This is a genomic window from Segatella copri (assembly GCF_051861805.1).
In the GTDB taxonomy this organism is placed as follows: domain Bacteria; phylum Bacteroidota; class Bacteroidia; order Bacteroidales; family Bacteroidaceae; genus Prevotella; species Prevotella copri_M.
Genome location: NZ_CP146520.1, coordinates 3,524,461 through 3,536,900, shown reverse-complemented (window position 1 = coordinate 3,536,900; position 12,440 = coordinate 3,524,461). Strand labels below are relative to the sequence as shown.

The 12,440-nt window shown below is 36.8% G+C and carries 10 protein-coding genes, 1 pseudogene and 1 CRISPR repeat array; of the genes and pseudogenes, 8 read left to right on the top strand and 3 right to left on the bottom strand.

Annotated elements, in window-relative coordinates:
* Positions 1 to 24: 24 nt before the first annotated feature.
* Genes V8Z93_RS14000 through V8Z93_RS13990 form a run of 3 tightly spaced genes read right to left on the bottom strand, consistent with a single transcriptional unit; the run spans position 25 to position 2,452 of the window.
* On the bottom strand, positions 25 to 1,503 hold the full coding sequence (locus V8Z93_RS14000; protein ID WP_439431888.1) for an ATP-binding protein: 1,479 nt from the start codon (positions 1,501 to 1,503) through the stop codon (positions 25 to 27).
* A gap of 48 nt (positions 1,504 to 1,551) precedes the next feature.
* Complete coding sequence (locus V8Z93_RS13995; RefSeq protein WP_254949409.1) at positions 1,552 to 1,725, bottom strand: abortive infection family protein; 174 nt, start codon at positions 1,723 to 1,725, stop codon at positions 1,552 to 1,554.
* Between the two features lie 49 nt (positions 1,726 to 1,774).
* Positions 1,775 to 2,452: an SGNH/GDSL hydrolase family protein gene (locus V8Z93_RS13990; RefSeq protein ID WP_439431887.1), complete on the bottom strand. Its 678-nt coding sequence runs from the start codon at positions 2,450 to 2,452 to the stop codon at positions 1,775 to 1,777.
* Between the two features lie 460 nt (positions 2,453 to 2,912).
* Here V8Z93_RS13990 and V8Z93_RS13985 point away from each other — a divergent pair, with 460 nt between their 5' ends.
* From V8Z93_RS13985 to cas2, 8 genes and pseudogenes are all read left to right on the top strand, one after another.
* On the top strand, positions 2,913 to 3,104 hold the full coding sequence (locus V8Z93_RS13985) for a hypothetical protein (protein WP_439431886.1): 192 nt from the start codon (positions 2,913 to 2,915) through the stop codon (positions 3,102 to 3,104).
* A 126-nt stretch (positions 3,105 to 3,230) separates the two neighbouring features.
* On the top strand, positions 3,231 to 4,010 hold the full coding sequence (gene cas6, locus V8Z93_RS13980) for a CRISPR-associated endoribonuclease Cas6 (RefSeq protein WP_439431885.1): 780 nt from the start codon (positions 3,231 to 3,233) through the stop codon (positions 4,008 to 4,010).
* A gap of 1 nt (position 4,011) precedes the next feature.
* A complete protein-coding gene (cas5p, locus tag V8Z93_RS13975) occupies positions 4,012 to 4,779 on the top strand; it encodes a type I-PGING CRISPR-associated protein Cas5p (RefSeq protein WP_439431884.1) in 768 nt (255 codons plus the stop codon).
* On the top strand, positions 4,776 to 6,185 hold the full coding sequence (locus tag V8Z93_RS13970) for a hypothetical protein (RefSeq protein ID WP_439431883.1): 1,410 nt from the start codon (positions 4,776 to 4,778) through the stop codon (positions 6,183 to 6,185). Before cas5p ends, V8Z93_RS13970 begins: the two co-directional genes overlap by 4 nt.
* 28 nt (positions 6,186 to 6,213) lie before the next feature.
* A complete protein-coding gene (gene cas7p / locus V8Z93_RS13965; RefSeq protein ID WP_439431882.1) occupies positions 6,214 to 7,251 on the top strand; it encodes a type I-PGING CRISPR-associated protein Cas7/Csp1 in 1,038 nt (345 codons plus the stop codon).
* Between the two features lie 18 nt (positions 7,252 to 7,269).
* Positions 7,270 to 9,558, top strand: a complete 2,289-nt coding sequence (cas3, locus tag V8Z93_RS13960) for a CRISPR-associated helicase Cas3' (RefSeq protein ID WP_439431881.1) — start codon at positions 7,270 to 7,272, stop codon at positions 9,556 to 9,558.
* Between the two features lie 11 nt (positions 9,559 to 9,569).
* Positions 9,570 to 10,160, top strand: a pseudogene (gene cas1, locus V8Z93_RS13955) (CRISPR-associated endonuclease Cas1); the annotation flags it as partial.
* A gap of 1 nt (position 10,161) precedes the next feature.
* Positions 10,162 to 10,425, top strand: coding sequence for a CRISPR-associated endonuclease Cas2 (gene cas2, locus V8Z93_RS13950; RefSeq protein WP_118119984.1), 264 nt, complete (start codon positions 10,162 to 10,164; stop codon positions 10,423 to 10,425).
* A gap of 214 nt (positions 10,426 to 10,639) precedes the next feature.
* A CRISPR array of direct repeats spans positions 10,640 to 12,362; the repeat unit is 30 nt; unit sequence GTTCTAATCGTACCTTTATGGAATTGAAAT.
* Positions 12,363 to 12,440: the final 78 nt, after the last annotated feature.

The following is a 12,440-nucleotide window of genomic DNA, read 5'->3' as shown; positions in this document are numbered from 1 at the left end:
GATATAGCCACCTGCTATTATCGTTTATATTCTTTTGAAGAAGCCTTCGTATTCATCGTCCAAGATTTTCCAAATGCCATTTTTGCGACTACCTTCTCTTACAATTAGGTTTTGGTCGGAAAGTTGCTTGAGGTATCGTTGCACTTGTCGCAAAGAAATCCCCATGTTCTCTGACATTTGCGCAGCACTGATTTGGGGCATCTGCGAAATCAACTTATAAATTTGCCGTTGTGCTTTAACAAATTCTTTTGTAGTATTTGCTTTTTCTTTTACGACATCTTTTACGACATCTTTTACGACATCATCCGTCTCTTTTACGACATGAAGGTTGTCTTTTACGACATCCTCCCCATAATTGAGGTTCCATAGAGTAACATGAAATTCTGTTGCATTGGAACAAAACTCTGGTGCGTGATAATTTTCCAAGTTTTCAAAACGCTTATACTCACCAATTATCTTTTTCATGCCACTACCTCTACGCTCCATCAGTTTCAAACGATGAAAGAAATCTGCCAATAAAGGATTGCGACGTTTCGATGGCACAGTCAGAGGATTAAGTTGTTGTATCAATCGTCCATCAAACATGCCACCAGGGGAATACACTTCCATGCGGTCGTCATACATATCTATGTGTATCTCACTGCCAAGTTCCATATAATCTCTATGAATGATGGCATTACATATCACTTCGGTTACGGCACGCTCAGGATAATCTGGCAGTTCTTCTCGATACTCAGCTTCTTTCCACCATCTTCTGTGAGAGTTGTTTCTCACAAAAGCAACTGCATCTTGCAATTGACTGATGACACTACCTTCCAATTCGGCATCATCCAAAGCCTCCCCCAAACCACTCGTCATGTCAAGTCCATTCCAACGTGTGCAGAAGATACGAGAATGGCGTATAGGGGAATCATCTGCCAATAATGCACCGGCATTGGTTAGTTTCCCGTCAATGTCAACTATTCCCCATGAAACGAAATCACTATCATCAAACGATTGGTTCAATCGCTTAAAATGAACAGATTTGAGTTTGGAGAAAGACATATCCTCAAACTTGTATGGTGATGGGATAGCATCAAACGAACGACCAGCACCTCTCATAACAAGGTTCTTCAATTGAAGTCTGTCAGCTACCACTGACTCGTTACCGACTCTCACAAATGCCAATCGTTGTTTGTCACCTATATAATAATATGGTGTCTCTTGTCCTTTATAGACATGAAGCAGCACAAGCTTCTTGCCGTCCACCTCCTTAAATTCGAGGTTGACGGCAGGTATAGGGTCAAGTTTGGTCTTTATCTCCTCACTTATTCTCTCTGCGTCACTTTCAGCATCAGCAAGTCCTACCACTTGGTCGTCGTCACTGATACCAAACACCAATGTTCCGCCCTCACCATTGGCAAAGGCTGAAACACTTTTTAGCCAGCTCTTAGGTCTCTTGACTTCGAGTTGTTGCTTCTTATCGTAGGCGGTTGTTTCGCCTATTAACTCATTTATGTTCATTTTAAATTCTTTTCTTGTTATTATTACGATAAATCCTCATGTGCCATTTTAGACCTTATTCTTGTCTTTTGTTCTTTCATGAGTACACCACAAAAACTCAACCAATGTTATTGAACTGCCCACAGCTAATTTGGCATGACGTTCTTCTAACCCTTTATATGAAGCAGCACGTCCATGTCCGCTTCCATATGAATTTCTCAAAGTAGCCATTCCTTCAGCTATTGCGCTTAGATTTTATATCCATTCTTAGGAAGGTTATGTTGCGGAAATTTTATTTCTTTATCACCTTCAGAACCTGGTCGGCAAGGCTTCTCATTCCCTTGATAGTTGGGTGACCGTTCTTCTTGTCTATGTCATGAAGGGCGATGACCGGAACCTGATAGGTCTTGCAGATCTTTTTTACTGACTCGTTGATTTCATCCTTCAGCTCAGAATTTAGAATGAAGTAGATATCTACATTCGGATGGCGCTGACGGAGATCGGAAAGCAACTTCGCCAGGGCAGGACGGAAACAGTAGAGGTCGGCACGCTTCCAGTTGCTGTACTGGTAATTGCCGATAGGGACATTTGCCCAACTGTCGTTCGTTCCGCCGCAAATCAAGATGATGTCCGGATTGCCCAGCAGGGTAGTGCGGTTGATGAATGAACGGTCGCTGTAATCCTCATCGCGATAGCCGGTGTTGCAGATGGTGGAACCGGAATAGGAATTGATGTTGCCCATCTTGTAACCACCTTCCTTGATAACCTGCCACCACCAGGTTTGCTCCACCTTGTTGACATCGGTTACTTTTTGAACCGCAGTGGTGTACCAGGTGGCATATCCCTTTGGAATGAAACCCTCGAATGTTGAATACGAGTCGCCGAGAACGGCAACGGTCTGCTTCACCTGTGCCAGAAGAGGCATCAGAGCGAACATAAAGAGGCAGACGATAACTGATAATCTTTTCATGACGTTTATTTGTTTATAGTTTGATTTTTTTATATGATCCTCTTTTTGGGATAGAGTCTGAAACCCGATTGCAAAGATACAATATTATTTATGGATATACAAATGTTTTGGGCAATAATTTTATATGAAATTCTCAACTTGCACAATGAAAATGCCACAACTAGCACAATGAAACGCTTAAGTTGTTGATATTCAATAATGTTATGCCTACTATTTTCCCAAAGAATTCCTATATATAATAATGTGTAATCCCCGTTTCTCCTTAAATCTTCTTGTTCTTTCCCTTTTGGGATAATTTTGGTAAAGTTATCAATTTAGCGCTGGTCTGTGAACGCTGAAGGTTGATGCTGTTTTGTCGGTGTAAAATGTCGGTGCAAATATTGTTTTGGCGGTAATGTGGCGGTAATGCCGATGTATATGTCGGAGAAAAATGTCGGAGACATGTCGGAAAGAAAAATAATTGAAAACCAATATGTTATCGTTTTATGGGGAGTTGTTACCGACAATAAATGTCGGAGAGTTTGTCGGTAACCTTGTCGGAGACTTCAAAAACGGTGAAAAAGATTTGGCGGTAATGCAAAAAGCGGGTATTCTAAGGCATGAAGGTAAGGGTAATGTCGGTGTTTGGGTGATATTCGAAAAGAAGATATAAATTTGTTGGTTACTTGCTAAACTGGCATTTCGAAAGATTAAAATGAAATATTAGTATAATAATTCTTAAAGAAAATAACAACATATAAGTTTTTTTATTAACTTTGTGTCCATAAAATAAATATTTATGAAGTTTAAGATAACTTTGAAAGTAGATAGAAATTATGGTGACTTGCTGCCCTTTAATTATCAGTATGAGCAGTCTGCAGTCATTTATCGCATATTGGCGCAAGCTGATACGCAATATTCGTCATGGCTTCATGAAAATGGCTATCTATTACATGAAAGAAAGAGGTTCAAGCTATTTTGTTATTCACCCTTCATCTTTGAGAAAGTAAGGCCTTTGCCAGAAGCAGGGTGTTTGAAAATCATAGGTGAAAGAGCAGTATGGTACATTAGTTTTATACCGGAAAAAAGTACTCTTGAATTCATTCAAGGTATATTTGCCCATCAAAGCTTTACAATTGGTAATAAAAAATATCAAGTTGCTTTTGATGTTGTTGGAGTAGAGGCCATACCAATGCCACAATTATCTGAAGGAATGACTTTCGTAGCTCTGTCTCCTATTTGTGTTAAGCTTCATGAAGATAACAAGACTCAATATCTATCTCCTGATAATCCTATGTTCGCTGAAGGAGTATTAAAGGGATTGATGGCGAGATATGAGAGCATTTATGGTCAACCATTTAATATGGAAGACAGGGAGTTTTCGTTCGAATTGACAGATAATAAGATCAAGTCAAAATTGATAACGATAAAAGCCAATACTCCATACGAATCAAGAGTGCGTGGATATCTCTGCTCCTTCCGCATGAAAGCACCTTTAGAGTTGATGAAGATTGCTTATGAAGGAGGAGTCGGTGAACATTGTTCTCAGGGTTTTGGATTTATAAAAATGAAGAATTAAAATGGAAAGTAATATAGACTTATCAATATTGAAAAAGTTGCCAGAGCTGCAAACACAAGCAGTTTTGGAAATTAGACCTTTAGCACCTTTGTCTATGGTATCTGAATTGCCTGGCTCTTTTTATAAGACCATGAAATATCCTAGTAAAAAGATGCTATGCGGTATGTTTGAAAATTTGATAGGATGGCACTTTGATAATGTTATTCGAGAGGAAATTCTAAAGGACATGAACTTAGAAAGGGAGCAAAATGCAACAATAAAACCAAACACTTTTCCAGGCTCTACTTATATTCCATTATTGATGGAGTTTTTCTCGTTAAACGGTCAGCCTTGGTATGAACCTATAAAGCCTTTGGAAGAAGGCGATATAGGATTTATGTATTATACTGATTTATGGAGCCGTGCTCGAAGAAGATATAATACATATGTTCAAGTAAATGGCTCTAGGCATATAAGCTTAGATGTTATAACAGAATTGTATAATGAGATTATGCATTCTGATAGTGATGGCAGTAATATTAATAAACAGATAGACAATTGGCTGAAATCGCCAGATAAAAGCAATAGTGAAAAGTATAATTGGCAACAATTGCCATATTATTACTATACGCCAGTATCTCGTGAGTACATAGAAATACATGGTATCATAAAGATACCAATTAATATTGATGCTGATTTATTCAGTTTGTTGAAAAAGAACATAAATAATTCTGTAACATATCTTGGCAATAGCGAAGGTTGGGTAGAAGTTGAAATAACAAAAGTATGACAACGCATCCATTTTTAAAATATGCAATGGCGCTTCTGATGGTGCATAATAATTTGCAAAAAGAAGAGGAAATAAACGAAGACCATATTCTATATGAATTAGAAAATGGTCTAAATCATTATGCTCTTAAAGTCGCTGCTGGAAGGAATATAATAAAGTATCGTTTTGCAAAGAAAGACGCTGATTTTATTTCACCTTCCTTTATAAACAAAAAAGCCAAGGATACAATTGAAAAATTAATTGGAAAAAAGCTAACAAAAGACAAACTCCCATTAGTTGGAAATCCATTTGCAGGCGAATTCTCTATATTTACCTCACAAGGAAAAGGTTTAAATGAACGAGGAAAACCGAAATGGACATTAAGAGAATATTGCTTGGGGTGTATTACACTGTCAACGCCAAATAAACCTTGTTATAGGGATAAAAAGAATTGGTGTCTCATCCCAGACTTAGAACTTCCTGATATGATTCTTTTCATTAATCTCTTTGAGGAAATGTATATAAATGAAACGAAGAATTTATTGCATGGTAAAGTTACTTGGAAGAAAGGTGGAAAATATACATTACATCGTCCTCGTTTGCTTAATGGGAATTTTCCGTATGCACCACAGACAAGTGTTATGGGAGCTGTTGCTTTGCTTGGGGCGATTGGTAAATTTGCAAAGGATGCGGAAGACCGAATTTCGCCAGAGATTTGTAATGTTGTGAACCGATTGAAAAATACGAATATTTATCTTGTGTCGTCAGACGAGATAAAAGCATTTTCATTCAATCATGTCATTATAGATTTGGCATCGAAGGGAAAGTTGCAAAGCATAGTTGATAGTATTTATAGAATCGAATTATTTAAAGTTGGTAGTCGAAGTAAAATAGATAAGTTTAACGATATTAGAAAAAATGAATACGATAGGTTTGACTTGTTTGCAAGTCGATTCTTGACTTTATTTAATAAGGTATCTTTTCGTGGTTTCTTCTCTTTTAGGGCAGAATACCCTAATGAAATGGAATTATTATTAAAAACATATTTTTGCATTATGGAAAAAATAAATGAAGATATTGTTAATTCAGCCATCGCTTTTGGGAATTGGCTAAACTTTCAAGCTTTCACTTATGCCTCTAATGAAATACGTAATATTTCAAACTTGAAGGAAGATGAAAAAAAGGAAAAACAAACAGAGTTAAAAAATAAAATTTTAATTCAATTTGAAAGTGCTATTATGTCTGCAAAAACAGGAGATGCATTAGTTGCATTTATTACAACAAGAGCAGCTCGTCTTACAGGTCATGACATATATGAAGGTGCTAAATTATTTATGTCAAAGGTATCATGTGGCGAGTTGCCCTTAGAACAGGCAAAAAACCTTCTGATGGCTTTTTCAAGATTGAAAACAGTGAACAAAAAATGAAAATGTATAACTTTTAAAAAATATAAAAATGATAATTAAAGGTATTTTAGTAACGCTTATTGCACCTTTAGAGAATCATATCGCAAATGGAGGTGACAAATTGTTAGGAAACATGCCAACAATAAAAAAGCGTCTTGATGAAAGAGCATATATCTCTGGACAGATGCAGCGCCATTCTCTTTTCTCTGCTATAGACAGAGTAAATATTGATGATCAAAAGGCGAATCATATTGGAGAAAATGATGATCAGTATACTTATGTATCTAATGCTGATGGTATAACAAGTAAGATAGAGCGTGATTTGCGTGCTGATATGGGTGGGTTTATGCATGCAATAGATGGTATTGGTTCTATAAGAAGAACTTCTCCAATATCGGCTACACCTGCGGTAGCAATAGATCCAAGTAAAATTGGAAATGACCTGCTTGTATGTGTAAACAACAATCCAAATGAGGATGCAAAAAAGCAAGCAATTGTTACTGTTGAGTATAGTCAGGAAGACGATATGCGTATGAATTTCTTTTTGGATGTTACTTCTTTGAGCATATTCAAGACGTATGAATACGACGGGAACTTTCATGTTAAAACTGTTGCGCATAAATTTGCCAATGAGTCTGAAAGAAAAAGAAGAGCAAGAATATTCTTGGAGGCAACTCGTTTCCTAAATGATTATGCCAATCAAGCGCGTAATGAGGTGTGTGGTGAACCTCAAAAGGTTTTCATTGTATTTGATCCCAAATTAGGTAGAAAGGCTTCACGTTACTTTAAGGCATCTGAAACTGAACGAAAAAGAATTAAAGAAGAGTTGAATGACCGAGGGGCTGTTTTCTTCTATGGTGATGATACAGATGAAAAAACCGATAGCGTTTTGACAGCTTATAAGAAAGCAATGCAATTTCTTAATGAGAATGAATTGTATACATGCTTTCCTGAAGATAAGGTTGAAAAGTTTGACGATGTTCAAAGTTTGATTATAAATATTAAGAAAAAGACGGAAGTAAAGAAGGAGAAAAATAAGATGAAACAAAATAAAGAGGACTCTCCTAGTTCCGACGAACAAGCGTAAACTCTATATTGCGGACAAATGAACAAGGCTGAAAATAACACAGTATTGGCTAAGCCTTCTGGCATAACTTTAGAGCAACATAATAAAGATGTTGTAACGGAGTCTTTATCTATTTGTCAGGTTCTTCCTGCTTCTTTGAGTAAATACTCAAAAATGGTCGGGAAGAACTTGACCAACCTTTTATGCGCTTCTGCTGAATGGCATGATGAGGGGAAAAAACATAATAAGTGGCAAACTGCCTGTTGGAAAGACTATCAAAACTACAAAGTCTGGAAAACTAAAAATCCTGAAGGAAATTTCTTAAAATATAGTAAAGAATGTCAGGATGAGGCAGGTGAAAATCTAAGGAAAAATAATTTTCGTCATGAGATGGAATCACTACGTATAGTTGATCCACAAGGTGATTTGCTTATGTCGCAAAAAGTAGCAATTGCTGCTCATCATTCTAAGTTGGGGAGTCGATATGAAGACAAATGGAAGGCTTGTGAAGCATACAGCTCAATATGGAAAGAATTCCGAAGAACTTCATCAAGTATAACTCTCAGAAATGATTTTTCACTCTTATGTTCTGCACATATGAAATATGACGCAATTAGAGGATTACTTCAATTAGCAGATCATAGAGCAAGTGCAAAAGAAGAAATGGAAGATATTTCCAGCTTAGAACCTTTCTCTTATACATTTCCTTACACTCAAAAGCGTGGTGTGCAAAAAATAGTAGAAGATAACTGGAAGAAAGACCTTCTTCTTCTTAGGGCGCCAACAGGTGCTGGTAAAACAGATGCTGCGTTATTATGGGCATCAAAGCAGATAGAAGCACAAAGAGCGGATAGATTGATTTTTGCAATGCCCACCCGTTTTACTGCGAATGCTATATCAGTAAATGTCTCTAAGGAATTGGGGCAAACTGGATTATATCATTCCAGTGCGTGGTCTGCCATTAGTGATAAAGTGAAAAATAATGAAATTAGTTTGTCTGATGCGTTGAATCAGCATAAGATGGCGAGATGTTTGTTATCGCCTATAACAGTATGTACAATTGATCATCTTCTGATGTCTTTGACGATGACACGTGAAGACCATCATCTTATTAGTTATAACTTAGCAAATTCTTGTGTCGTTATTGATGAGGCTGATTTTTATGATGACTTTACTCTCGCTAATATTCAGTATTTACTAAAGGTTTTGCATGAATGGAAGGTTCCGGTACTTATAATGAGTGCATCGCTACCTGATTCTTCATTATCATTATATCAGAGTACAGGATATAAGATAGATTCAATCTTAGAGGATTCTCATGATGTTAATAATATTCGTAAACGATTTGAAATTAAAGATATTATAGATTATAATGAATTTAAAGATATCGATCCCTTGATTGAAAAATGTTTTGAGATAGGGAATGGAATACTCTATATGAACACAGTGGATAGTGCTATAGCTTTATATAAACATATTTGTAGTGATAAAAAAAGAACCAAGGAAGAAATTGAGAATGTCCATCTCTATCATAGTAGGTTTACAGAGCCTGATAAATTGAAAAAGGAAGAAAAAATTATAAAGGCATTAGGTAAAAAAGCATGGGGTGAAGGTACCGCTAAGGGCATCGTTATTATGACTCAAATAGGAGAAATGAGTATAAACATAAGTTCTGAAATCATGATATCAGAATTGTGTCCTATAGACAGGATGATACAACGAACAGGAAGATTATGTCGATTTTCTGATGATATGGGAAAGTTATATATTCTTATCCCTTATCGCAATAAAACTATATATCCTGCACCTTATGGCATACTTGAGGATAATTGTTGGATACCAAGTAAAGCGTTCCTTGTGACGAAAGATGTATTGCAGCTGAAATGTTACTCTTCTGACGATATGACAGTTTTGTTGAATGATGTATATAAAGAGAAATTTAAATTTTCATCTGATGCAAAGAGAAATGTCGGAGAGTTGGAAAAAATGTTTAAATACAATTGGTTAATTTGCCCAAAAGATGTTAGCGATGAAGATGATGTAGAGAGTAAGGAATGGAGAAGTAGAAATATTGTCTATCAAGATGATGTCTTTGTTTGTCCTCCGCCAACGCATCAATTCAGAAACTATTCAGAGTTCTTAGAGTATAAATTACTCTACGCTATTAGTTTACCTGAGTATCTGGTTATCAAGGGAAAAAACAAACTAAATAGAATTGATTCTGGATACGAGGTTAAGATAGGAAAAAATAGCATTGTTAGGTTAAATTTAGTCCGCACTGGTTTCTATGATGACAAAAAGGGGGTGGACTTGACAAGTGATGAATAGGACGCTTTATTATCGATACTATTAAAAGGTTGAGTAATACTTTGCCAGATGCTAAGGCTGTAGATGAGATAATGGGAATTGAGGGAAATATCAGACAGGCATATTATGCTGCATTCGATATCATTCTCGATGATTTCAACATGGGATCAAGAACCAAGCAACCGCCGGAGAACGAGGTAAATGCTCTCATTTCTTTTGGCAATATGATGTGCTATACCGAAACTCTCCGGGCTGTTCATCAAACTCAGCTCAATCCAACGATAAGCTTTCTGCATACTCCGGGAGAAAGGCGTTTTTCGTTATGTCTGGATATATCCGAGATCTTCAAACCTATTATCGTGGATAGAGTCATCTTCAAGGTACTCAATAAGCATGCTTTAAGCACCAGTCATTTTGATAAGAAACTCAACAAATGTCTTTTGAACGAAAAGGGAAAGAAGATTTTTGTAAAGGCCATGGAAGAGCGTTATGATGAGACTTTCCGTCATCGTTCTTTAGGACGTAATGTAAGCTATAAGCATCTTATAAAACTTGAATGCTATAAGCTACTGAAAGATATTTTGGGAATAGAAGAATATAAACCTTTTAAAATGTATTGGTGATATGTATGTGATTATAGTTTATGATGTAGGTGAGAAGCGAGTAGGCAAAATGTTGAAGCTTTGCCGCCAATATTTGTGTTGGATTCAGAACTCAGTTTTGGAGGGAGAATTATCTGAAGCTAAACTTCGGGAATTGCAAATGAAGATGAAAGCTATCATTGATGAATCCGAGGATAGTGTCATTGTTTTCACCAATAAAATGGGGTATAATATGAACAAACAGATTCTTGGAAAAGAAAGAATGACTACCGATAATTTCTTATAAAGAGTTGTCGATGTGGTTCTATTTTGCCGTTTCTAGGTTCGGCAAAACCTCCAAAAGTGCTCTTTGACTTATTGAAACCTCCATAAATAGGCAGGTTGTCGTAAGGCCGCAGAAAAAATATCTTTAGGCATCGACATTTTTCTGAAGATTTTTTTGTATCTTTGCACTCGCAAACTCATTGATTCTTTGGGCATCTATAGCCAAGGATTAACGGGTTCTAATCGTACCTTTATGGAATTGAAATCCCTTGGCTGAGATAGTTACAGAGTTTGCAGACAAGTTCTAATCGTACCTTTATGGAATTGAAATGTCCGATGGCGTGGCCACCTCCTGCACAGGCTGCGCGTTCTAATCGTACCTTTATGGAATTGAAATATATCAGTGTGCCTACTCACGAAATGCAGATGTCGTTCTAATCGTACCTTTATGGAATTGAAATCACAAATAACCAGGGCGGTTTACCGCCCTACCTTGTTCTAATCGTACCTTTATGGAATTGAAATCTAAGGAATATAAAGAATATCTGGGCACGACGTTCGTTCTAATCGTACCTTTATGGAATTGAAATGTTCGTTGAGCTTTTCACATCTGAAGCCCGAAGTGTTCTAATCGTACCTTTATGGAATTGAAATGGTGTACCAGAGCAGAGGGGAGGATGTTGGTCTGACAGTTCTAATCGTACCTTTATGGAATTGAAATATTTGCTTGGAGGTGATGGCAGCATCAGACTGCTTCTGTTCTAATCGTACCTTTATGGAATTGAAATTAATAAATATATGTTAGGGGTGCCCATATCAACGGTTCTAATCGTACCTTTATGGAATTGAAATCTATCATCAAGCGTTTCACCACTGATGATTGGAAGTTCTAATCGTACCTTTATGGAATTGAAATTATACGGTTGTTGTAGATAAGCGAGAGCTGGCAAGGTTCTAATCGTACCTTTATGGAATTGAAATTGGACCTGTCTCAGGACAAGGAGCGCAACATGAAGTTCTAATCGTACCTTTATGGAATTGAAATGATATATTGCGACACCGACAAAGGGTAGTCAAAGAGTTCTAATCGTACCTTTATGGAATTGAAATAAGGGAAATCGCCAAAAGCTTCTTTGAAGCTTGTTTCTGTTCTAATCGTACCTTTATGGAATTGAAATTAATGTATTTGATGAGTAATGCAATTATCACCCAGTTCTAATCGTACCTTTATGGAATTGAAATAAGACTCAACATAGGCATTTTGGCTCTGTAATTTGTTCTAATCGTACCTTTATGGAATTGAAATTTAGGGTTGGCTACGATACCGTTGTAAGTGAGTGGCGTTCTAATCGTACCTTTATGGATTTGAAATTACGGCAGTCGTTTCTCTCGGACAGCTCCTTGAAGTTCTAATCGTACCTTTATGGAATTGAAATCCCGAAGGGCACCCACCTGGGAGCCAGGAAAAGAAAGTTCTAATCGTACCTTTATGGAATTGAAATGCAAAGATGGAGTGCCAGAGGGCATCGGCATAATACGTTCTAATCGTACCTTTATGGAATTGAAATAAGAAAGAGGATCCGGACTCCTGGATTGTTGACAAGTTCTAATCGTACCTTTATGGAATTGAAATGGCAATACACCGAAAGCCAATCCAGGTTAATACAGTTCTAATCGTACCTTTATGGAATTGAAATTAGTAGAATGGTGGCATGGTGTCGCAGGCAACAGAGAGTTCTAATCGTACCTTTATGGAATTGAAATAAGGATATTAAGTCTAGTGGCTATATAAGCGGATTGTTCTAATCGTACCTTTATGGAATTGAAATTATCCACTACCGAATACATCACGTTCCAATACATCGTTCTAATCGTACCTTTATGGAATTGAAATTAGTTTCCAAGTTTGTAGTTTAAGTGAAACACTGAGTTTTAATCGCACCTTTATGGAATTGATATCGGAAATCATACTATCAAGGTATAGTGAATTGATTCCAACCTATAAGAGCATCAAGGAATCGGCCTGTCTGTTAGGTT